19 protein-coding genes and 6 tRNA genes are annotated in these 22,179 nt (G+C 46.0%); 16 read left to right on the forward strand and 9 right to left on the reverse strand.

Annotated features, from left to right (window positions below):
• Nucleotide 1: 1 nt before the first annotated feature.
• Both AND4_RS12700 and AND4_RS12705 read left to right on the forward strand, forming a co-directional pair.
• Nucleotides 2–637 carry a TetR/AcrR family transcriptional regulator gene (locus AND4_RS12700; RefSeq protein WP_009843382.1) on the forward strand — a complete coding sequence of 212 codons (636 nt, stop codon included), beginning with the start codon at nucleotides 2–4 and terminating at the stop codon, nucleotides 635–637.
• Nucleotides 638–821: 184 nt separating this feature from the next.
• A complete protein-coding gene (locus AND4_RS12705; RefSeq protein WP_009843383.1) occupies nucleotides 822–1,778 on the forward strand; it encodes an acetyltransferase in 957 nt (318 codons plus the stop codon).
• A 97-nt stretch (nucleotides 1,779–1,875) separates the two neighbouring features.
• Here AND4_RS12705 and AND4_RS12710 read toward each other — a convergent pair whose 3' ends face one another.
• From AND4_RS12710 to AND4_RS12730, 5 genes are all read right to left on the reverse strand, one after another.
• The gene (locus AND4_RS12710; RefSeq protein WP_009843384.1) at nucleotides 1,876–3,024 is read right to left on the reverse strand and encodes a murein hydrolase activator EnvC; all 1,149 of its coding nucleotides are present in this window, start codon (nucleotides 3,022–3,024) and stop codon (nucleotides 1,876–1,878) included.
• A 26-nt stretch (nucleotides 3,025–3,050) separates the two neighbouring features.
• On the reverse strand, nucleotides 3,051–3,872 hold the full coding sequence (cysE, locus tag AND4_RS12715; RefSeq protein WP_009843385.1) for a serine O-acetyltransferase: 822 nt from the start codon (nucleotides 3,870–3,872) through the stop codon (nucleotides 3,051–3,053).
• A gap of 78 nt (nucleotides 3,873–3,950) precedes the next feature.
• Nucleotides 3,951–5,006, reverse strand: a complete 1,056-nt coding sequence (gene gpsA, locus AND4_RS12720; RefSeq protein ID WP_009843386.1) for an NAD(P)H-dependent glycerol-3-phosphate dehydrogenase — start codon at nucleotides 5,004–5,006, stop codon at nucleotides 3,951–3,953.
• A 202-nt stretch (nucleotides 5,007–5,208) separates the two neighbouring features.
• Nucleotides 5,209–5,673, reverse strand: coding sequence for a protein-export chaperone SecB (secB, locus tag AND4_RS12725; RefSeq protein WP_009843387.1), 465 nt, complete (start codon nucleotides 5,671–5,673; stop codon nucleotides 5,209–5,211).
• Nucleotides 5,674–5,872: 199 nt separating this feature from the next.
• Nucleotides 5,873–6,307 (reverse strand): rhodanese-like domain-containing protein, encoded by a 435-nt coding sequence (locus AND4_RS12730; RefSeq protein WP_009843388.1) that lies wholly within the window; start codon nucleotides 6,305–6,307, stop codon nucleotides 5,873–5,875.
• 485 nt (nucleotides 6,308–6,792) lie between these two features.
• Here AND4_RS12730 and gpmM point away from each other — a divergent pair, with 485 nt between their 5' ends.
• The gene (gene gpmM / locus AND4_RS12735; protein ID WP_009843389.1) at nucleotides 6,793–8,325 is read left to right on the forward strand and encodes a 2,3-bisphosphoglycerate-independent phosphoglycerate mutase; all 1,533 of its coding nucleotides are present in this window, start codon (nucleotides 6,793–6,795) and stop codon (nucleotides 8,323–8,325) included.
• 112 nt (nucleotides 8,326–8,437) lie between these two features.
• On the opposite strand, the gene AND4_RS12740 is transcribed toward gpmM, so the two are convergent.
• The 3 genes from AND4_RS12740 to rsgA form a co-directional block, all read right to left on the reverse strand.
• A complete protein-coding gene (locus AND4_RS12740; protein ID WP_009843390.1) occupies nucleotides 8,438–9,325 on the reverse strand; it encodes a DMT family transporter in 888 nt (295 codons plus the stop codon).
• An 11-nt stretch (nucleotides 9,326–9,336) separates the two neighbouring features.
• Nucleotides 9,337–10,194, reverse strand: a complete 858-nt coding sequence (gene asd, locus AND4_RS12745; RefSeq protein WP_009843391.1) for an archaetidylserine decarboxylase — start codon at nucleotides 10,192–10,194, stop codon at nucleotides 9,337–9,339.
• Between the two features lie 117 nt (nucleotides 10,195–10,311).
• Nucleotides 10,312–11,376, reverse strand: a complete 1,065-nt coding sequence (gene rsgA, locus AND4_RS12750) for a small ribosomal subunit biogenesis GTPase RsgA (RefSeq protein WP_009843392.1) — start codon at nucleotides 11,374–11,376, stop codon at nucleotides 10,312–10,314.
• Nucleotides 11,377–11,504: 128 nt separating this feature from the next.
• On the opposite strand from rsgA, the gene orn reads away from it, so the two are divergent.
• The 7 genes from orn (at nucleotide 11,505) to AND4_RS20280 (ending at nucleotide 12,933) form a co-directional block, all read left to right on the forward strand.
• Nucleotides 11,505–12,050: an oligoribonuclease gene (gene orn, locus AND4_RS12755; protein WP_009843393.1), complete on the forward strand. Its 546-nt coding sequence runs from the start codon at nucleotides 11,505–11,507 to the stop codon at nucleotides 12,048–12,050.
• A gap of 156 nt (nucleotides 12,051–12,206) precedes the next feature.
• A tRNA-Gly gene (locus AND4_RS12760) sits at nucleotides 12,207–12,282 on the forward strand.
• A gap of 54 nt (nucleotides 12,283–12,336) precedes the next feature.
• A tRNA-Met gene (locus AND4_RS12765) sits at nucleotides 12,337–12,413 on the forward strand.
• Between the two features lie 53 nt (nucleotides 12,414–12,466).
• Nucleotides 12,467–12,542, forward strand: a tRNA-Gly gene (locus AND4_RS12770).
• Nucleotides 12,543–12,597: 55 nt separating this feature from the next.
• Nucleotides 12,598–12,674 (forward strand) — tRNA-Met (locus AND4_RS12775).
• A 42-nt stretch (nucleotides 12,675–12,716) separates the two neighbouring features.
• Nucleotides 12,717–12,792, forward strand: a tRNA-Gly gene (locus AND4_RS12780).
• Between the two features lie 51 nt (nucleotides 12,793–12,843).
• Nucleotides 12,844–12,933, forward strand: a tRNA-Gly gene (locus AND4_RS20280).
• An 868-nt stretch (nucleotides 12,934–13,801) separates the two neighbouring features.
• Here AND4_RS20280 and queG read toward each other — a convergent pair.
• Entirely contained in the window at nucleotides 13,802–14,929 is a 1,128-nt protein-coding gene (queG, locus tag AND4_RS12785; RefSeq protein ID WP_009843394.1) for a tRNA epoxyqueuosine(34) reductase QueG, read from the reverse strand.
• 296 nt (nucleotides 14,930–15,225) lie between these two features.
• On the opposite strand from queG, the gene tsaE reads away from it, so the two are divergent.
• From tsaE to hflX, 6 genes are all read left to right on the forward strand, one after another.
• On the forward strand, nucleotides 15,226–15,690 hold the full coding sequence (gene tsaE, locus AND4_RS12790; protein ID WP_009843395.1) for a tRNA (adenosine(37)-N6)-threonylcarbamoyltransferase complex ATPase subunit type 1 TsaE: 465 nt from the start codon (nucleotides 15,226–15,228) through the stop codon (nucleotides 15,688–15,690).
• On the forward strand, nucleotides 15,684–17,414 hold the full coding sequence (locus AND4_RS12795; protein ID WP_009843396.1) for an N-acetylmuramoyl-L-alanine amidase: 1,731 nt from the start codon (nucleotides 15,684–15,686) through the stop codon (nucleotides 17,412–17,414). The genes tsaE and AND4_RS12795 overlap by 7 nt, the downstream gene beginning before the upstream one ends.
• Before the next feature lie 18 nt (nucleotides 17,415–17,432).
• Nucleotides 17,433–19,463, forward strand: a complete 2,031-nt coding sequence (mutL, locus tag AND4_RS12800) for a DNA mismatch repair endonuclease MutL (protein ID WP_009843397.1) — start codon at nucleotides 17,433–17,435, stop codon at nucleotides 19,461–19,463.
• A complete protein-coding gene (miaA, locus tag AND4_RS12805) occupies nucleotides 19,460–20,392 on the forward strand; it encodes a tRNA (adenosine(37)-N6)-dimethylallyltransferase MiaA (protein ID WP_009843398.1) in 933 nt (310 codons plus the stop codon). Before mutL ends, miaA begins: the two co-directional genes overlap by 4 nt.
• A gap of 192 nt (nucleotides 20,393–20,584) precedes the next feature.
• Nucleotides 20,585–20,848 carry an RNA chaperone Hfq gene (hfq, locus tag AND4_RS12810; protein ID WP_009843399.1) on the forward strand — a complete coding sequence of 88 codons (264 nt, stop codon included), beginning with the start codon at nucleotides 20,585–20,587 and terminating at the stop codon, nucleotides 20,846–20,848.
• 38 nt (nucleotides 20,849–20,886) lie between these two features.
• On the forward strand, nucleotides 20,887–22,176 hold the full coding sequence (hflX, locus tag AND4_RS12815) for a ribosome rescue GTPase HflX (protein ID WP_009843400.1): 1,290 nt from the start codon (nucleotides 20,887–20,889) through the stop codon (nucleotides 22,174–22,176).
• Nucleotides 22,177–22,179 lie beyond the last annotated feature (3 nt).

A 22,179-nucleotide genomic window follows, 5' to 3' on the forward strand; every position in this document is an offset into this window, starting at 1 on the left:
CATGAAAACGCGCGATAAAATCGTCTATGCCGCATTGGAGCTGTTCAACCAACATGGTGAGCGAAATATCACAACCAACCACATCGCTGACCACATTGAAATCAGTCCTGGTAACCTTTACTACCACTTTCGTAATAAGCAAGAAATTGTCCGCGAGATCTTTGCGCTTTACTCGGCGGAACTGCTTGAGCGCTTTACCCCAATTCAAGGTTCTCAAGAGAGCCTGACCATGCTGAAAAGCTACCTCGACTCGCTGTTCACTTTAATGTGGAAGTACCGTTTTTTTTACGCGAACCTTCCCGAAATCCTTTCTCGAGACGAGCAATTGCACGAGCAATACATGGATGTTCAAGAGAAGCTGCAAGCCAACCTGATTGCGATCATGCAAGAGTTTGTCTCTTTGGAGTTGTTGAATGTCGACCAAGAGCAGTTGAAATCACTGGTTTGCACGTTACACCTTATTGCGTGCAGTTGGTTAGCTTACCAATTAGTGATGTCACCAAAGACCCAAATCACTGAACAAATGGTAAAACAAGGCATGCTACAAATGCTTAATGTGGTTAAGCCAGTGTCGACGGGGCAGGGTATGGAGCAATTACTGCTGCTTGAAGAAGCCGTAAGTCGACTGCACAGTTAATACTATTTTCCCTCCCTATTGAAACTGGAAAATGAGAGTATGCTTCTACGCACAGTTTAGAGTGCCGCTCTCATTTTCAACGTCCTTCTTGAGTTGACTGGCTGCACTCGTTTCGCAAAATAGGATCCATTCACCTAAAAGCAATCCGTGAGTGTATGACTCTTGATAAAGGAACTACTGTTCAATGAAGTACGACATTTTTAATGGTGATGCCGATGGCATCATCGCATTGTTGCAATTGCGTTTAGCGGATCCCATCGATGCTGAATTAGTAACGGGCGTAAAGCGCGATATCAAGCTAGTGGAGCAGGTGGATGTTCAAGCGGGCGATGAGCTGACGGTGTTGGACATTTCAATGGAAAAGAATATGGTGGGTCTAGAGGAAGCTTTAGCTCTAGGCGCGCATGTGTTTTATGCCGATCACCACAAGGCGGGTGAGATTCCTCAACACGGTAACTTGGACGCGCACATCGACCTAGATGCCAACATGTGTACCGCTTTAATTGTCGATCAGTTGCTGAAAGGGCGTTTCCATACTTGGGCTATCACGGCAGCTTATGGTGATAACTTGATCGCGAAAGCGGATTCACTGGCGGATAAAGCTGGCCTTGATGAAGAGCAAAAGGCGCAACTAAAAGAGCTAGGTACATTGGTTAACTACAACGGTTACGGTTCTAAAGTTGATGATCTACACTTCCATCCAGCGGACTTATTCCAAGCGTTGAAACACTATGTATCACCATTTGACGTGATAGCAGATAAAGCTTCACCTTACTATCAATTGCAATCGGCTTACCAACAAGACATGGATTTGGCACAAGCGCTTCCGGCGACTTATGAGAGTACTAAGCTCAAGCTGTTTAAACTGCCAAACAATGCAGCATCACGCCGAATCAGTGGTGTTTACGGTAACTGGCTTGCAAACCAAAACCCAGACTCGGCACACGCAGTATTAACGGAAAACACCGATGGCACTTACACGGTTTCTCTTCGTGCCCCGCTGAATAACAAGCAAGGGGCAGTGGCCGTGTGTGGGCAGTTCCCAACGGGTGGCGGTCGAGAGGCTGCCGCAGGTATCAATGCGTTAAGCAAAAACGATGTCAGTGCCTTCGTCGATGCGGTCGAGACCTACTACGCATAACATTTTCTAGATTATGAATACGACAAAGGAGCCGAGTGGCTCCTTTGCTTTTTTGTCTCGTTGAAACGTCATTTAGAACGGTGATTTTAAACGGCTGCTATAAACGCTTTAACCAAGATTTCGGGTTTTGCGCTTGACTGTTACGGCGAATCTCGAAGTACAGTGAGGCCCGGTCTTGACCACCGGTATCCCCGGCGAGGGCAATGACTTCGCCAGCCGTAACCTTATCGCCTTCTTTCTTGAGTAATGCTTGGTTGTAGCCGTAAAGTGTCATGTCGCCTTTGCCATGGTCAAGCAGAACGACTAAGCCATAGCCACGCAAGTATTCGGCGAATACGACTGTGCCAGGATAAACGGCTTTCACTTGCTGACCATAGCTTGCAGCAAGCACCATACCTTTCCAGTTCACTTGACCTGTCTGTTTGGTGCCGAAGCTATGTAGTACCCGACCTTTAAGTGGCCATGGTAGCTTACCGCGTTGTTTGGCAATACCGTTCATAGGGACGGCATTGCGTTTCGCCGCCTTGGCAATTTCGGCTTTGAGTCGGGTTTCGTTGCGTTGCAGTTCCGCCAGATAACGTTTGTCGTCTTTGATACTCTTTTGAATCTTATTCAGCGTTCCTTTGCGTTGTGACTGTGTGCTTGCCAAAGATGAACGTTTTTTTGATTGCTGTTTAAGCAAGGTTTCAATTTGTGCTTTTTCTAGCTCAAGTTGATTCTTGTTGTGTGCTAATTCTTGTGTGGTTTGGGTTATCGCATCAATGACTTTAGCCCGTGCTTTAGCAAGGTGCTGAAAGTATTGGCTAATGCGATCTTCCTCCATGCCTTCATTTAGGAGGTGCCCATTAGCCTTAGCTCGCTCGGTGACGTAGTAGGTCTGAAGCAGCTGCTTCAGTTCTTTTTCTTGCACTTGACGCTGAGCCTCTTGCTGGGCAATTTTCTCTTCCAACTTATTGATGTTTTGATTCGCTTGCGTCAATTCAGCTTTAGTTTGCTTGATCCCGCGTTCTAACTTTGAGATGCCGAGTTCTTGGTTCTTGAGTGACTTTTGCAAATCGTTCAGTTGTTTTTCTTGAGAAGTCAGCGATTTCTTCTGGCGGTTAATTTCGCTAGAGACGCCTTTTAACTCTTGCTTGCTGGCGGCAGAGGAGGTGATAGGGTAAATGGCAGACAAAGCACAAGTTAATAAAATAGCCGAGCGAAGTACCGGGTGATTTTTTTTTCGCACTTGAGAGTTACCTACCACATTATTGTCCAAGGGTTAGAGGATGGTTAAATACCATCGCCGTGGATAAAGCTTTGTGACTTGCCGTTAAAGCCTTGATCCATATCGAGAGAAGGTTTGTCCGTTTTTGGACGACCAACAATTTTTGCAGGTACGCCAGCTACGGTTGTGTGCGGCGGTACTGCTTGCAATACCACGGAGCAAGAGCCAATTTTTGCCCCTTGTCCTACTTCGATATTGCCCAGGATTTTTGCCCCTGCTCCGATCATTACGCCTTCGCGAATTTTCGGGTGGCGGTCACCGCTCTCTTTACCTGTACCACCAAGGGTGACATCTTGCAGGATAGATACGTCGTTTTCGACCACCGCAGTTTCACCAATCACAATGCCAGTAGCATGGTCTAGCATGATACCACTACCAATGCACGCAGCAGGGTGAATGTCGACCTGACATGCCACAGAAATCTGATTTTGTAGGTAGGTCGCAAGGGCATGACGACCTTGTTTCCACAACCAGTTAGCCACTCGGTAACCTTGCAGAGCATGGTAGCCTTTTAGGTACAATAATGGCATTGAGAACATTAAAACAGCTGGATCGCGATTCACTGTGGCACAAATATCACAAGCTGCGCATTCCGTGATGGTTGGATCAGCGGCAAAAGCTTCTTCAACCACCTCTCTCACCGCCATTGCGGGCATGGAAGCCGTGTTCAATTTGTTGGCCAGAATGTAACTCAATGCCGCACATAGGCTGTCATGCTTGATAATAGTCGCATGATAAAAGCTCGCCAGCATTGGCTCTTGCTCAGACAACTCACGGGCTTCTGACACGATTTTGTCCCAGACTTTTTGTTTTTCGCAGTGTTTCATTCTCAATATCCTGAGTGGCTCTTCCGTAACCCGACAACTTTTATACTTCTCAGATGAGGTGCAAAGGGCGCTAGATTGCTACTTTCCTTCGGCTTTTTTGTCACGAGCAAGTAAATCTTGGGCTGCCTGGTGTGCATCTTTCCCTTGGTACAATACTTGATAAATTTGGTCAACAATTGGCATCTCCACACCCATGCGTTGAGACAGTATCCAAACTTCCTTGGTGTTGCGGTAGCCTTCGACCACCTGACCGATTTCTTCTTGCGCAGTGTCGACATCTTTCCCTTGGCCCAGAGCCAAACCAAAACGGCGGTTACGCGATTGGTTATCGGTACAAGTTAAGACGAGATCGCCCAAGCCTGCCATGCCCATAAAGGTTTCAGGTTGTGCGCCAAGTGCAGCACCAAGACGGCTCATTTCTGCCAAACCACGTGTAATCAGCGCCGTGCGAGCATTGGCACCAAAACCAATACCATCAGACATACCCGCGCCAATCGCGATAACGTTTTTCACCGCACCACCAAGTTGCATGCCGATAAAGTCGTTGTTCGCGTAAACACGGAAGGTTTTGCTACAGTGGATTTTTTCTTGCAGGTCGGCAACAAAAATGTCGTCTGGAGAAGCGACAGAAATTGCGGTAGGCATACCCATTGCCAACTCTTTCGCAAATGTAGGGCCAGACAGCACAGCCAGCGAGTAGCTGTCACCGATGATGTCGAACGCGACTTCTTTAAGTAGACGACCTGTTTCTGGCTCAAGACCTTTGGTTGCCCAACAGATACGAGAGTCTTCACGTAGGAAAGGCTTACAGCTGCTTAGTACGATGCCAAAAACATGGCTAGGAACCACAACCAACAAATCACGGCTCGCTTGAACGGCTTTTTCTAAATCCGATTCAATGATCAAGCTTTCGGGAAAATCAATATCGGGTAAGAATGCATGGTTGGCGCGGTCCGCTTCAAGGCGCGCCATATGCTCTGGGTCGTGACCCCATAGGATAACGTTCGCACCGTTACGAGCGAGGGAAATTGCCAAAGAGGTGCCGTATGAGCCAGCACCGATCACAGTCATTGCTACGTCTTTACCGTAAGCACTATCTATAACGTGAGCATTGTTTGTGTTTGCTTGTGTCATGCTACCGCCTAATTGTCTTTCTATCAGTAGAATCTAGTTCATCATCGCTAGAGTTTACGCTCTGGAGGAGGGAGGAACTAGGAACTTTTATCAGAAATAAAAAATGCACATTGCATCTCAGTGGACGCTTTGTGCATTTTCTTCAGGTATGTGGCGTGTACTTATTCGAGTGAAAGGCGACACGTCATTTACAAAGCGTTAATTACGCTTCAGCTTCGCTTTGTTGAGCTTGCTGCTGTAGGTAGTTCATGAAAAGTGCATCAAAGTTAACTGGCGCTAGGTTCAGTTGAGGGAACGTACCTTTAACAACTAGGCTTGAGATAGTTTCACGAGCGTATGGGAATAGGATGTTCGGGCAGAATGCACCAAGGCAGTGTGCAAGCTGACCAGCTTCCATTTGGCCAGCAGTGAAGATACCACCTTGTTGAACTTCACATAGGAACGCAGTTTCTTCTTCGTTCTTAACAGTAACGGTTAGACGTAAAACCACTTCGTAAACGCCTTCACTAAGCTCACGGCTTTGAGTGTCTAGGTCTAGTTTAACATCTGGGTTCCACTCTTTTTGAAACATTGTTGGAGAGTTTGGCGCTTCAAAAGAAACGTCTTTTAGGAAGATGCGTTGAATTGCAAAGTTTTGTTGTGCGTCTTGTGGTGCTGCTTCAGCCATTTTTAAATCCTTAATAAACATGTGTTGGGTCCAGAACTCTCTAGACCCAGAAATAGGTTTTTCCTGAGATTAACTGAGCAAATCTACCTTGACTAGATGAAGCGCGCATTACGTGCAAAGCATCACAACTTAGTGCTTCAACCGCTTTCTATTTGCTCAGTTGATATAACGAGGCGGGCAAAATTGTCTTACCGCAACCTTATTTCTTACCACGCAATAGTGGAAGGTTTGCTTCGTTCCATGCAATCAACCCGTTTTTGAGTAGACTTACGTTTTCGAAGCCTGCTTTGACGAGTAGGTTTGCACTTTCTTGAGCCGTTTGCCCCGTTTTGCATACTAGGATAATTGGGTCTGATTTACGGTTTTCAAGACTGCCTAAGTTACCTGCTTTGATATCAGATGGCAAAATGTGAAGTGCGTCGGTAATGTGACCCTGTTTGAACTCGTCTTTGGAGCGGATATCAACGACAACACCGTTTTCACGGTTCATTAGGTGAGTCAATTGGTTTACGTTAACTACTTTGTATGCGGCCGTCGCTGACTTCACGGTCGTGATGATCAATGTGACAAGAAGACCTACCCAAACTAAAGATAGCATCATGTTCTGTTGAAAAAAATCAATGTACTCTTGCATGTTCTGAGCTCTTACACTGTTAGCGGAAAAATAAAGCAGGAGTATAGCGGGGATAGCCGTTTTAGGCGAGAGGGTAAAAATTTCCGCATGAATAATTGAGATCCAAGCGTTTCTGATGAGCCAAGAAATTGCAGGTTATTGATGCAATCTGAGTATCAATTCTCCCTATCAATTCAATTGGCGGATTTAACTTCACATCTGGTCAAAAAAGCGCACAATAAATAATAACAAAAAGTGTTTCACCCAAGTATTTCGGTGGTCATACAACCCCTTGAAAGTCGCTAAGCTTGTGGAATATGTTTGCTAACTAGGTTGGATTGCTCGTTAACTTGTAAGATAGTAACAATCAATCGCCAACATTATTTGATCTTAACCTACAGTTTTGGTTAAAAAGTGTAGTAAAATTACGCTAGTTTTGTTTCAAGGTTAGATGGAGCAGCGAAGCTCTAAACCGAAAGTTACTTAAATTTGATGAGGTCATCACTATGTCTGCTAAGAAGCCACTGGCTCTAGTCATCCTTGACGGTTACGGTTACCGTGAGGATACAGCAAGTAACGCAATTGCAAATGCTAAAACACCAGTAATAGATGCACTGATTGCGAATAACCCTAACACGCTTATCTCTGCTTCAGGTATGGACGTTGGTCTACCTGATGGTCAAATGGGTAACTCAGAAGTTGGTCACACTAATATCGGTGCAGGTCGCGTTGTATACCAAGATCTAACTCGTATCACTAAGTCTATCGCTGACGGTGAATTCGCTGATACAGCGGCACTAGCAGAAGCTATCGACTCTGCGGTAAAAGCTGAAAAAGCGGTACACATCATGGGTCTTATGTCTCCAGGTGGCGTTCACTCTCACGAAGATCACATCTACGCAGCGGTTGAAATGGCGGCAGCTCGTGGCGCTGAGAAAATTTACCTACACTGTTTCCTCGACGGTCGTGACACGCCACCACGTAGTGCTGAAAACTCACTACAACGTTTCCAAGACCTATTTACGAAACTAGGCAAAGGTCGTGTTGCTTCTCTCGTCGGTCGTTATTACGCAATGGACCGTGACAACAACTGGGATCGCGTTCAAGTTGCTTACGATCTTCTCACTCAAGCGAAAGCTGAGTTCACAGCAGAAACAGCAGTTGCAGGTCTAGAAGCGGCTTACGCTCGTGAAGAAAACGACGAGTTCGTTAAAGCAACGGCCATTAAAGCTGAAGATCAAGAAGACGCAATCATGCAAGATGGCGATGCCGTTATCTTCATGAACTACCGAGCTGACCGTGCACGTCAAATCACTCGTGCATTCGTGCCTGCATTTGACGGCTTTGAGCGTACTGTATTCCCAACAATCAACTTCGTAATGCTGACTCAATACGCGGCTGATATCCCTCTAGTGGCGGCATTCCCACCTGCCTCTCTAGAAAACACATACGGTGAGTGGTTATCTAAACAAGGTCAAACTCAGCTGCGTATCTCTGAAACAGAGAAATATGCGCACGTAACCTTCTTCTTCAACGGTGGGGTTGAGAACGAATTTGAAGGTGAAGAGCGTCAACTTGTTGCTTCTCCAAAAGTTGCGACTTATGACATGCAACCAGAAATGAGTTCTCCAGAGCTTACAGAGAAGATGGTTACGGCGATCAAGTCTGGTAAATTCGACACCATTATCTGTAACTACCCGAACGCAGATATGGTTGGTCACACTGGCGTTTACGAAGCCGCGGAGAAAGCAATCGAAGCACTCGATGAGAGTGTTGGTAAAGTTGTTGAAGCGATTAAAGAAGTGGGCGGTCAATTATTGATTACCGCGGACCACGGTAATGCGGAAATGATGATTGACCCTACGACTGGTGGTGTCCACACTGCTCACACTAGCTTACCAGTGCCTCTCATCTACGTAGGTGACAAAGCGGTTGAGTTCAAAGAAGGCGGTAAACTGTCTGACTTGGCTCCAACAATGCTTTCTCTAGCTGGTTTAGACATTCCTGCCGAAATGTCTGGTGAAGTACTCGTTAAGTAACTTATTGACGACTCTGAATGATAAAAGCCCGAGTTTTTTACTCGGGCTTTTTCTATCTTTGATTTTTGGTTTGATGAGTCTGCGAAGGCTGAGTTTTAAGACTGGACCCGCTCTAATGCACTAGAATAGCAGTGCCGATGACCGCCAGCGCTGCGCCCAGCCAAGCAAAACGATTCGGGCGCTTCTTGGTGTAAATCCATAGCAGGGGCAATAACATGATCGGTGTGGTAGATGAGAGCAGAGCGACCATTCCGACATTACCTTCGCGCAGGGCATAAAGAATCAATGTCATACCTACTGCCATAGCCAAGAAGCCGTTTAATGCTGTAATGGCGAAGACTTTCCACGTGATGGTTTGTGTTGTACGCGCGACTTTTACGCCAACCAACCAGAGCGCGCAGTGCGCGACAAATGCCGTGATCATACGAATAGCAGACGCTGCGACAGGATCGATACTGGTTTGCATCACGGGTTTGGCGATAATGCCCCCAAGAGCCTGACACATTGCAGCAGTTAAACCTAGGCCTATACCTACCCAAACATTACCTTTTATTGCTTCAAGTGCATTGCTTGTCTGTCCACGTCGGCCATAGAAAATCGCCATGACAACGCCGCTGAAAACTAAAGCAGCGCCAATCAGCTCCATACTGGTCATGCTTTCACTAAACAGGAAGTAACCCAAGATGGCTGAGAACACCGCATGGCATGAAAACAGCAAACCAGATTGGCGTGGCCCCATGCGATTCAAACAGGCAAACAGCGCTGTATCGCCAATAAAAATGCCAATCAAACCTGACGCCATCATCGGCGTTATATGCTCTGTCGAGACACTTAACCAGCCACCAGTTGTCCACGCCATAGCGGAGAGGATAACCGCCGTACACCCCATACGCCAGCGACTATAAGCAAACGCACCGAGATGTTGAGCTGGTACAACCGAAATTAAGCTGGAGATAGCCCATAAGAAAGCGGCACACAACGCCAACCATTCGTAACCCATGAGTGGTGATCTTACTGCTGGTGGGCGTAAGGTGTTCCCATCACTGTTGGCTGACCATTTTCCATGCTTTCATCAAATGTTACCGCATCTTTAGCAAACAGGTTGATAACGGTCGAGCCAAGCTTAAAGCGACCCATTTCTTCGCCTTTCTTCAAGATAACAGCTTTGTTGCCCTCTGCAGGGTAGTCCCATTGGTACACTGAGTTACCACGTGGTGGTGTGATTGTGCCAGCCCATACTTGCTCGATACTACCTACGATGGTCGCACCAACCAGCACTTGTGCCATTGGGCCAAACTCAGTATCAAATATGCACACTACGCGCTCGTTACGTGCAAATAGGTTTGGTACGTTTTCTGCCGTTAGCGGGTTAACTGAGAACAAGTCACCAGGCACGTAAATCATCTGGCGCAGTGTACCGTCGCAAGGCATGTGCACACGGTGGTAGTCACTCGGTGACAGATACAGGGTTGCAAAAGAACCGTCTTGGAATTCTTCCGCTAGTTTTCCGTTCCCGCCAAGCAGTTCTTGTGCTGAGAAGTTATGACCTTTCGCTTGAATAAGCTGACCATCTTCAATCGGACCAAATTGGCTTACGCATGCGTCCGCAGGGTGAGTGATCACCTTTTCACCTTCCGCAATCGTACGTGCACCGTCTTTTAGCTCACGAACAAAGAATTCGTTAAAGGTTTTAAAGTGTTTAGGATCGGAGTGTTTCGCCTCATCCATGTTCACCTTGTATTGTTTGATAAACCAGCGAATGACTGCTGTTGTTAGACCGCCAGCCTCAGCTGAAGCCAGTTTACCCACAAGGCGTGTTAGTCCGTGTTGTGGGATCCAGTACTGCAGTCCAACTTTAATCTTGTCCATCTTTAATTCCGATACTATCTGTTAGATTCTCGCTTTAGGGCGCGTGATGTTACTGAAGTTTCATCTGTTTGTCAGCATTAGGTGATGATTTCTCACACAGTTGCGGTCTCAACTCAGCTAAAGATCGGCTTTCTTGTTACGTGAGTACTGACGGTTGGCTTTATTTTCTACCATGCTTTCTAAAATCCGGTGGTAGTTTTCAAAGCGCACTTCACTGACTTCGCCTTTCTCTACTGCTTCACGCAAGATACAACCAGGGTCATCGTTGTGCTTACAGTCGCGGAACTTACACCCGCCAAGGTAGGAGCGGAATTCAATGAATGCTTTGGTTACCTCTTCAGCTTCCAAATGCCACAGACCAAATTCACGAACCCCAGGAGAGTCGATTAGGTCGCCACCAGTAGGGATGTGATACAAACGGGCTGCTGTGGTTGTATGCTGACCTAAACCAGAGTTCTCAGATATTTCACCTTCTTCCACTTCTTGCTCAAGTTCAGGCATTAAGGCGTTTACCAGACTGGATTTGCCCACACCAGATTGCCCAACAAAGATGTTGATACGGTCGTGTAGTTGTTTTTCAAGTTCGGCAATACCTTCACCGGATTGCTTACTCACAAATAACACTCGGTAGCCAATGCGTTTGTATTCTTCAAGCCACTCTTCGTACATTGCACGATCTTCGTCTGCAAGTAGATCAACTTTGTTAAGTACCAAAAGCGGCGAGATGTTTAGCGTTTCTGACGCAACTAGGTAGCGATCAATGATGTTAAGTGAAAGCTCTGGCAGAACGGAAGAAACGATCACCATTTGGTCGATGTTTGCTGCAACGGGTTTCAAGCCATCATAGTAGTCAGGGCGAGTCAACATCGAGGTGCGAGGTTCAACCGCTTCCACTACGCCCGATATACCAGCCATTGACTCAAGCCCTTCACGCCAAAGCACGCGATCGCCAGATACTAGCGATTCGATGCCGCGACGAAGATTACAGCGTTGTACTTCACCAGTTTCTCGATCCTCGATGTCAGCGTGCTGACCGAAACGAGTGATAACCAGCCCCTGTTTACTTGCCCCTAGCATGTTCTCATCCCACTGGATGGACTCTTCTTGCTTTTTAAGGCGTTTTTGTTGGTTGCTGCGTACGCGACGCACTTGACCTTTGGTTAACTTTTTCTTTTTTGTCACAATCTCTTACTTAATGTGAGTTAACTCAACTGATTGAGCGAGGTTTCGGCCAAACTTGTGAGTATCGTGTTTCGAGTATTTTCAGGTATAGTACCTCTTTTACCGATAAACAAATAGGTGGCGTAACCATGTCCTTTAGCGATCAAAATCTGATTTGGGTGGATTTAGAGATGACAGGCCTTGATCCTGAAACACATAAAATCATCGAAATTGCTTCTATCGTCACGGACAGCGAGCTAAATATTTTAGCCGAAGGTCCCGTTTTAGCGGTGCATCAGCCAAAAGAAGAGCTGGCTAAGATGGATGAGTGGTGTACCAATACGCATACTACGAGCGGTCTGGTAGAGCGCGTTTGTCATAGTCAAATATCTGAACAGGATGCCGTCGAGCAAACCATCGAGTTTTTGCAGAAGTGGGTGCCAAGGGGCGTTTCCCCAATTTGTGGTAATAGCATTGGTCAAGACCGTCGTTTTTTATACAAGCACATGCCTGACCTAGAGGCATATTTTCATTACCGTTATTTGGATGTGAGCACGTTAAAAGAGCTGACTCGCCGCTGGAAACCAGAAGTGTTAGACGGTTTCTCTAAGCAGGGCACGCATCTGGCATTAGATGATATACGTGAGTCAATTGCTGAGCTAAAGTACTACCGAGAAACCATCTTTAAGATCTAACTGTTAAAGTAGTGGCCCAGTGTGTTGTAATTTATGAGCGTTTTGCTTTCTTTTTCATCTGTTGGAAAAAAAATAAAGTTTTTTTGAACGAAGGACTTGCATCACAACAAAATGCTCTTATAATTCGCAGCCCTGAACAGCGGAAACGTTGTTGATGCGACACTAGCTCAGTTGGTAGAGCGCAACCTTGCCAAGGTTGAGGTCACGAGTTCGAACCTCGTGTGTCGCTCCACTTCTTTTAAGAACGTGGGGAGAGTTGTCATCGTACTTAACGATGAACTACGGACGCGGGATGGAGCAGCTTGGTAGCTCGTCGGGCTCATAACCCGAAGGTCGTCGGTTCAAATCCGGCTCCCGCAACCAAATTTAAGACAGTTTGAATGTTGTTTTTAATGATGCTCAAGCCGTTAAGAGATGCGACACTAGCTCAGTTGGTAGAGCGCAACCTTGCCAAGGTTGAGGTCACGAGTTCGAACCTCGTGTGTCGCTCCACTTTCTTTTAAGAACGTGGAGAGAGTTGTCACCGTACTTAACGATGAAACACGGACGCGGGGTGGAGCAGCTTGGTAGCTCGTCGGGCTCATAACCCGAAGGTCGTCGGTTCAAATCCGGCCCCCGCAACCAAATTCTAGATAGTTTGAATTTTGTTTAAGCTGTTAAAGAGATGCGACACTAGCTCAGTTGGTAGAGCGCAACCTTGCCAAGGTTGAGGTCACGAGTTCGAACCTCGTGTGTCGCTCCAACTTCTTTTTGGAAGTATAAAGTAGCCCTCATTGTGCTCAACAGTGACATTGCGACACTCGCTCAGTTGATAGAGCGCAACCTTGCCAAGGTTGAGGTCACGCCTTCCTGTTATGGACAGAGAACCTCGTGTGTCGCTCCAACTTCTTTTCGGAAGTATAAAGTAGCACTCATTGTGCTCAACTGTGATGTTGTGACACTCGCTCAGCTGGTGGGGCGCACCTAACTAAGGTATCGGTTACATCTCTCTCTAATGGGCAGGAATGTCGTGTACCGCTCCACTTTATTACGTGGAAAGCATAGCCTTCATTGTATTTAACAGTAACATCATAATACTTGCTCAGTTACCAATCGGCCTTACTAAGGTTAAGATAACGCCTTTCCACTATGGATAGGAGAGCTCATGTATTACTCCAGCTCTTATTACTGCCAAGGTGGATAAAAGATGGATGCGGTTCCCGGTTAAAATAAGGCACTTGCAACCTATTCACATCGCTCTTTTCATAATGCTGCGAAGCATCAACCCCCAAAATAATATTTTTAATCCGCGTCAGTCGATGTCGGCAATTTCGTCGTGTTTTAAACATGAGACGACTTGTCCGAGCAACGAATATTCTGGCCTCCGGAGCACTTTATGCTATTTAATTAACAGAGTTATCCACATATTGTATCTTGTGGATAAGTTGGTTGATAAAGTGTTTTTAGCTTCGATTTTAACTGTTGTTAGCAAGGATCTTCTCTTTGTTTGAGAGTGATGAAAATTCCACCAACTCCGATAAGTTGCTGTTTTAAAAAGGTAATGCTAAATAATTGGTAGATCGACTACTCTAAGTTTGGATCATTATTTTGTGTTTGTTTGATCCTAATCATTTCTTCCAGTTGTGTTTAACTTTTTTCTCTTCCCTGAAATATTCTAATTTTCTGATTTTTTTCCACATTACAGAATTGAGAACAAGGTCATGAATTGGTCACATAAAAAAGTTTTCAATCTCTGACATATGAGCTACGCATTACGCGTCTCTTGGAAGGCCTTTTTCAACGACTCTAATTAAACGTTTCTTCTTGGTTTCGATAGAATCTGAATCATTGATGGGAATTTGCTTAAATTGCTGTTCTAGAGCCCAATTGATATGTTCATCTAGTAATTGATTTTCACCATGACGGGCTTGCAAGGCTTCAACTGCTCGTTGACTATATCCTGAATTACCCAGTGCGACAGAAACATTACGTAACCATTGCAGATGTCCAATTCGACGAATAGCAGAACCTTCCATCTGTTTGAGGAAGGTGGATTCATCCCAAAGAAACATGGTGACGAGGTCTGGGTCTTCAAAAGTGTCACGGCGATGGAAGTCTTCTTGTGCGGTGATATCTGCGTATCGATTCCAAGGGCAAACAAGTTGGCAGTCATCACAGCCATAGATGCGATTTCCCATTGGTTTGCGGAACTCTTCTGGAATTACGCCATCAAATTCGATTGTGAGATAAGAGATGCAGCGTCTTGCATCCACGACTTTTTCATCGACGATCGCTTGTGTCGGACAGGATGTCATGCACGCTTTGCACTTGTCACATTGGTCAATACTTGGTTCGTCGACTGGCAATGGCAAGTCGATAAGCAATTCGCCGAGGAAAAACCAAGAGCCACAGTCTTTATCCAATATAAGGGAGTGCTTGCCGGTCCAGCCTAATCCGGCTTTTTGTGCCAATGGACGTTCAAGTATCGGGGCCGAGTCGACAAAAGGACGATAGCCAAATTGTCCGACTTCTTGCTCAATCAACTTTCCAAGCTTATTAAGCTGCTTTCTTACCAACTTGTGATAATCACGACCAAGTGCATAGCGGCTGATGTAGGCATGGCTCTTGTTTGCCAAGTTTGACGCGAACTTAGCTTCAGGTGGTAGGTAATCCATGCGTACGCTGATAACGCGTACTGTTCCTGGTAGAAGTTCACTTGGTCTGGCGCGCATCATGCCGTGACGAGCCATCCAGTCCATAGACCCATGATAGCCTGCATCCAGCCATTTTTGCAGAGCGGCCTCATGTTCACTAAGATCAACATCGCAGATGCCAACTTTCTGGAAGCCGAGCTCTTTACCCCAAATTTTTATTTGTTGAGCGAGTTGTTCAAAGTTCATGTCTTATCACCGAGATAAAAAGGGGGCGGATCTTACCGGATCTTATGTATTGGTGCTACCAGAAAGTCTAGACATAAAGTCGAGAAATGGATTTTGAAACAAAGTAATCAAAAGTTGATGTAGGCAAAGTCATTTTGCTTATGCACTTAATGGAATTAGGTGTAAGGTTTTGTCTTTTTAGGTCATTTTTTTGCATATATGACATTTGAGAGCTTGTCTCTTAAAACCAACACAGTTTACTATTCCTGTTGTTTTGATTTTTATATAGTCAATGATCATTAGTTAGAGAAGCGTCAATGAGCACGAAACAATTTAATCTTAAAGATGAGTACGAAACGGTAGCATTAGGTACCGCATTGGCCCAGCTATGTTCTCAACAAACCACCATTTATCTGCACGGTGATTTGGGCGCAGGTAAAACAACCTTTAGTCGAGGTTTTGTCCGTGCTCTTGGTCATCAAGGTAATGTAAAAAGCCCGACCTATACTTTGGTTGAACCTTATCAACTGGATAAGTGGCACGTTTACCACTTCGATCTTTACCGATTGGCTGATCCTGAGGAGTTAGAGTTCATGGGCATTCGTGATTACTTTACGGATGACGCGATCTGTTTGGTGGAGTGGCCAGAAAAAGGGCAAGGAATGCTGCCACAACCCGACCTTGATGTAGATATTCGCTACCAAGGCGAGCAACGCGTGGCCGAATTAACGGCAAATAATGAATATGGTGTGCAGCTACTCAGTCGATTGAAGCTATGTTGAGTCTTTCAAAATTTAGAGTAGTGGCGACATTTGTCGCCACTTTTCTCCTTTTCATCCCCAACTTAGCATTTGCTAACGTTGTAAAAAGTTTCCGGGTTTGGCCTTCACCTGATGAGACTCGTGTCGTCATCGATATGAATACGGAAGCTGACTATTCTTATTTCTCCTTGTCTAGCCCTGATCGTTTGGTGGTGGATCTCAAAAGCACCACTATGCAAGCCAAGTTACCTGTCACAGTGACCGACAGCCCGGTGTTAAAGCGTGTTCGTCAGAGCTCTCCGCCTAACAAGGGTACATACCGCTTAGTGTTTGAGTTGAAGAAGAGCGTTCAGGCTGAGTTATTCACACTAAAACCGACTCCTGCTGGGCAATATGGCCATCGTTTGGTGATTGACTTGCCGCATGGAGCAAAAAAATCGACGCCAACAACCACAGCGGTTAAGCCAAGTAAGCCTGCAACACCGAGCAAAGATATGAGCATGGTGCAACGTGTACAAGAGACGCTTATTGTGATTGACCCCGGTCACGGTGGTGAGGACCCTGGTTCAATAGGCCCATCACGCCGTAAATATGAAAAAGACGCGGTATTGAGTATTTCTCGTAAGCTTGCTGCTCAATTAAATGCAGTGCCTGGCATCAAAACACGCATGACGCGTAGCGGTGACTACTTTGTTAACCTCAATCGACGCGTTGCGATTGCGCGTGAGAACAATGCACACTTATTGATTTCCATCCATGCTGATGCGTTTACCTCACCAAAACCGCGCGGTGGTTCAGTGTTCGTATTGAACACGCGTCGGGCAAACACTGAAATATCACGTTGGGTAGAAAACCACGAGAGACAGTCGGAGTTACTAGGTGGTACAGGGACCGCTTTTGTTACGAGTTCGAATGACCGTAACGTTAACCAAACGCTATTGGATCTCCAGTTTAGCCATTCGCAAAAAGAAGGCTATAAGCTTGCGACCAACATATTAGGCGAGATGGGTAAGGTTGCTCGTCTACACAATTCGAAACCAATCAATACCAGCTTGGCTGTTTTGCGTTCTCCGCAGATCCCTTCTGTTTTGGTTGAAACTGGGTTTATCTCGAATCCAACCGAAGAGAAGTTGCTGTTTCAACGATCTCACCAAGATAAGTTGGCGCGTGCGATCACCAAAGCAGTTGTACAATACCTGAAAGATAACCCGCCAGAAGGCACGGTATTTTCTTCTTCAGCCAAATCATCGGTTCATATCGTTAAACGTGGTGAGTCGTTGTCAGTGATTGCTCAGAGATATGGCACGTCAATGAAGGCTATCATGAGTGCGAATAAACTGAAGTCCAGTGGTTTGGCTGTTGGCCAGAAGTTGAAGATCCCAGGTACTGGTGTCGCCTCAGTTTCTGTGCCGAGCACAGCAAAAACGGTGAAAACGGAGACAATCACGCACACGGTTAAATCGGGGGAGTTCCTCGGTAAGATTGCCAGCCATTACAAAGTGAAGATCGCCGATATTCGTCGTGAGAATAATCTGAAGTCAGATACGGTTTGGGTTGGTCAGAAATTAAAGATCACTGTTGCGGTGAAAGATAAACCAATTCGTAAGCACAAAGTTGGCCGTGGAGAATACCTTGGTAAGATTGCGTCGAAATATGGCGTGAGTGTCTCAAGCATCCGTAAAGCGAATAAACTGCGTTCTGACAAGCTTGCCGTTGGGCAGGTGCTGATCATTCCAAACAAATAAGTGAGCTGATAACTCATCATGAGCATTAAGATTTTGCCAGCGCGATTGGCAAACCAAATCGCAGCAGGAGAAGTGGTTGAAAGACCCGCTTCTGTTGTGAAGGAACTGGTAGAAAACAGTCTTGACTCTGGTGCAACTCGTATTGATATTGATATCGAGAAAGGTGGCGCTAAGTTAATTCGTGTGCGCGATAATGGCAAAGGGATAGTGAAAGATGAGTTGGGCCTAGCGTTAAGTCGCCATGCGACCTCCAAGATTCACACTTTGGACGATCTTGAAGCCATCATGAGTTTGGGGTTTCGTGGCGAGGCGTTAGCGAGTATAAGCTCTGTATCGCGTCTGACTATGACCTCTCGTCCCGCAGTGCAAGAGCAGGCATGGAGTGCATACTCTGAAGGTCGGGACATGAAGGTTAAGCTTCAGCCTACAGCTCACCCGATTGGCACTTCGGTTGAGGTGTTAGATTTGTTTTTTAACACTCCCGCACGTCGTAAATTCCTTCGCACCGAGAAAACCGAATTTGCTCATATCGATGAATTACTAAAACGCATTGCGTTGAGTCGTTTCGACGTTACCATCAATGTGCGCCACAACGGTAAAATGGTCCGCCAATATCGCGCGGCAAAAAATCAGTTACAAACTGAAAAGCGAATCGCTGCGGTATGTGGTAACGTTTTTGTGCGTAATATGCTGCGGATTGAGTTAGAACATCAAGGGCTTAAGTTACACGGCTGGATTACCACACCTGAAGGGGCGAGACAGCAGAGCGATTTACAGTATTGCTACGTGAATGGTCGCATGATGCGTGACAAGCTGATCAATCATGCGATTCGTCAAAGTTACGCAGCTAGCCTAAAGTCAGATCAATTTGCTGCGTATGTAGTATTTATTGAGCTCGACCCGCACCAAGTGGATGTTAATGTGCACCCAGCTAAGCATGAAGTGCGTTTTCATCAAGCTCGTTTAGTGCATGACTTTATCTATCAAGCGCTTGCTGACGCCCTTGCGCAGAGTTTAGTGATTGATAAACCCCAGGTGAACGAATCCGCGTTCCATCATGCGGAACCCGTCGAGCTAATAGAGCCGTCAGAGGTTGTGGTAGCGCCTTCTGAGGAACCAACAAATATACCTGAGAAAATGGGTGCTCAAGTACCAGAACGAGTGTATCAAGCGATTGATAGCACGCCAGCTTACCCAGGGCGCTCAGATTACAAAGTAAAACCTCGTGATAGAGCGACAAGTGATTCTTCTGTGCGAGAAGCGCGAGCGGTGGATTCTTTCAAGCGAACCGATTGGGTTGACTCTAAACCCGTGTCGAAACCAACTTCAAGCAAGGAGCTACGTCACGCCGACCCCGCACCGAGTAAACAAGAAGTGCGTGCTTATCATGAGTTACTTAAGACGCCCGATTTTGAGCCTCAAACAGTGCCCCAAAAAGTGCCAGTCAGTACCCCGCTAGAAATGGTTTTGCCGCCAGTTACGGCACTTAGCAAAGCTCTGGCTGTGGTGGGCGAACAGTATGTCTTGATGAGCAGTGATGGTGGTGTAGCTCTGGTTGCGCTGCCAAGAGCGGAGTTTTATCGAACCAAAGGTCAGCTCACACCGAGCGACGGCGCGTTAAAAGCTCAACCGTTACTGGTGCCATTATCAGTGAAATTAGAGCCTGAGTTAGTGCAGCTAGCGCAAGACCATCAGCAAGACTTTGCTCAGTTAGGTATTCAGCTTAAAGCGAGAAATGATAAAGCTTTGATGGTCATGGGCGTACCAGCCCCACTGCGCCAACAAAACTTACAAAATTTGATACCAGATCTGTTATCTTACGCGCAAGCTCGCTTGAGGAAGGAGGGAGCAACGGCGCAACCACTATCAGAATTGATAGATTGGCTTGCTTTTAAGGTGACCACTGTAAAAAGTCACTATACTCTTTCCGAAGCCATTCAAATTATTGCGGAACTTGAACAGCTAAGGCATGGTCAATTACCATTAGAAGACACAAAATTTGTGTCAGCTGTTGATTTCTCTGCCACGATTGCCAAATTAAGACCATGACAGACAAACTACCTTTGGCGCTATTTCTAATGGGGCCAACTGCATCAGGCAAAACAGAGCTAGCGATTCGACTTCGTCAGAAGTATCCGGTTGAGATCATTAGCGTAGATTCAGCGTTAATTTACAAAGATATGAACATTGGTACCGCGAAGCCTGATGAGCGCGAGCTTAGCTTGGCGCCGCATCGTCTTATCGATATTCTTGATCCGAGCGAATCATACTCTGCGGCGGACTTTCGTCGCGATGCTTTACAGATGATGGATGATATTGTAGCAGAGGGAAAAATCCCACTGTTAGTAGGCGGTACTATGTTGTACTACAAAGCCTTGCTTGAGGGGTTATCGCCACTTCCTGCTGCAAATCCTGAAATTCGTCAGCAAATTGAGCGAGAGGCATTGACTAAAGGTTGGTCGGTGTTGCACGATGAGCTGAAAGAGATTGATCCTGTATCGGCAGTGAGAATCCATCCGAATGATCCTCAACGTTTGTCTAGGGCATTGGAAGTATTCCGCATTTCAGGTAAAACTCTTACTGAGTTGACTCAGAAAAAAGGTGATAGCTTACCTTACCGAGTCAAACAGTTTGCAATAGCTCCCAAGGACAGGGCAGAACTTCACCGTCGTATTGAGCAACGTTTCGACAAGATGATGGAAGCGGGTTTTGAAGAGGAGATGAACGTGTTGTATGCGCGCAAAGATCTTCACCCAGACCTTCCTTCTATCCGATGCGTTGGCTACAGACAGATGTGGGAGTACTTAGATGGGGACTGCACACGCGACGAAGCTATTTTTCGTGGCATTTGTGCGACTCGTCAATTGGCCAAGCGTCAAATCACCTGGTTACGCAGCTGGAATGATTTAACTTGGTTAGATAGCGAAAACATTGGACAGGCACTTGAAACCATGTCAGAAGCAATAGCATCGGATTAAGTTAGCTGTGTATAATGTGTTCGTTTTTGCGTGAACGCACTTTCAAAGGATCGGTGGTTGGCGGTTTTTATACTATGCTGCTAATTACTTAGAGTGCATTTTTGATTCGTTTAGCTCAGATGCAAAAGTAACACCTTTGCATTGCACCACTAGCTAAATAATTACAACTACAAATTAAATAAGGAAAATAAAATGGCTAAGGGGCAATCTCTACAAGACCCATTCCTAAATGCGCTGCGTCGTGAGCGTATTCCAGTATCTATCTACCTTGTGAACGGTATCAAATTGCAAGGTCAGATCGAGTCTTTCGATCAGTTCGTGATCTTATTGAAGAATACGGTTAACCAGATGGTATACAAGCATGCAATCTCTACCGTTGTGCCGGCTCGTCCTGTCAGCCACCACAATGCTGAACGTCCTCAAGGTGAGCGTCCACAAGAGAAGCCTGAAGAATAATTCTTCATATCGTATTTTAACAACAAGGAGTTGAATGCTTGTTTGACCGTTATGAAACCGGTGAGCGAGCCGTACTTGTTCATATCAACTTCACGCAAGAAGGTGAATGGGAAGATCTGGCTGAATTCGAAATGCTGGTTTCTTCTGCTGGGGTAGAGGCGCTGCAAGTTGTAACTGGTAGTCGCCAATCCCCACACCCGAAATACTATGTCGGAGAGGGTAAGGCACAAGAAATTGCTACTGCGGTACAATTAACTGGTGCTGAAATTGTGATTTTTAATCACTCCCTCTCTCCTGCCCAAGAACGTAACCTCGAAGCACTGTGTAAATGTCGAGTTCTCGACCGCACTGGTCTCATTCTCGATATCTTTGCTCAACGAGCAAGAACACACGAAGGTAAGCTGCAAGTAGAACTAGCCCAACTTCGTCATATCTCTACTCGTTTGATTCGTGGTTGGACACACCTTGAAAGGCAGAAAGGCGGTATCGGTTTACGTGGGCCAGGTGAAACCCAGTTAGAAACTGACCGTCGTTTATTGCGTGAAAGAATCAAAACCATCCTGCGTCGTCTTGAGAAAGTAGCGAAGCAGCGTGAACAAGGGCGTCGTGCTCGAAACCGAGCTGAAATCCCTACAGTTTCTCTCGTAGGCTATACCAACGCGGGTAAGTCGACACTTTTCAACCGCATTACACAAGCTGGTGTTTATGCGGCAGATCAGCTGTTTGCTACTCTTGACCCAACGTTACGTAAGATAGAGTTAGCAGATGTGGGCCCCGCAATACTTGCAGATACCGTTGGTTTTATCCGACATCTGCCTCACGATTTGGTTGCCGCATTTAAGGCGACCTTAAAGGAAACGCAAGAAGCTGACATTTTGTTACATGTTGTTGATGCCAGTGATGAGCGTTTTCGTGAGAATATTCAAGCTGTTCATGAAGTCCTAGAAGAGATCGATGCAGATGAAGTGCCGACGCTCGTAGTAATGAACAAGATTGACAACCTTGAAGAGCAGAAACCACGTATAGAACGAGACGAGGAAGGCGTACCTCGTGCGGTCTGGGTATCGGCGATGGATGGATTAGGCATTGAACTTCTATTTGACGCGCTGACCGAACGTCTTGCGTCGCAAATGGTTGAGTATCAGTTGCGAATTCCTCCACAGTATCAAGGGCGACTCCGTAGTACATTCTTTGACATGAAGTGTATTCAACGTGAGGAGTATGACCAGGAAGGTGACTTGTTGATCGATATTCGAATGCAACAGGTAGACTGGTCTAGACTTGAAAAAAGAGAAGGGGCAGTTTTAGTCGACTTTATAGTCACTTAAAGG

It is taken from the genome of Vibrio sp. AND4, from assembly GCF_000171815.1.
Taxonomy (GTDB): Bacteria; Pseudomonadota; Gammaproteobacteria; order Enterobacterales; family Vibrionaceae; genus Vibrio.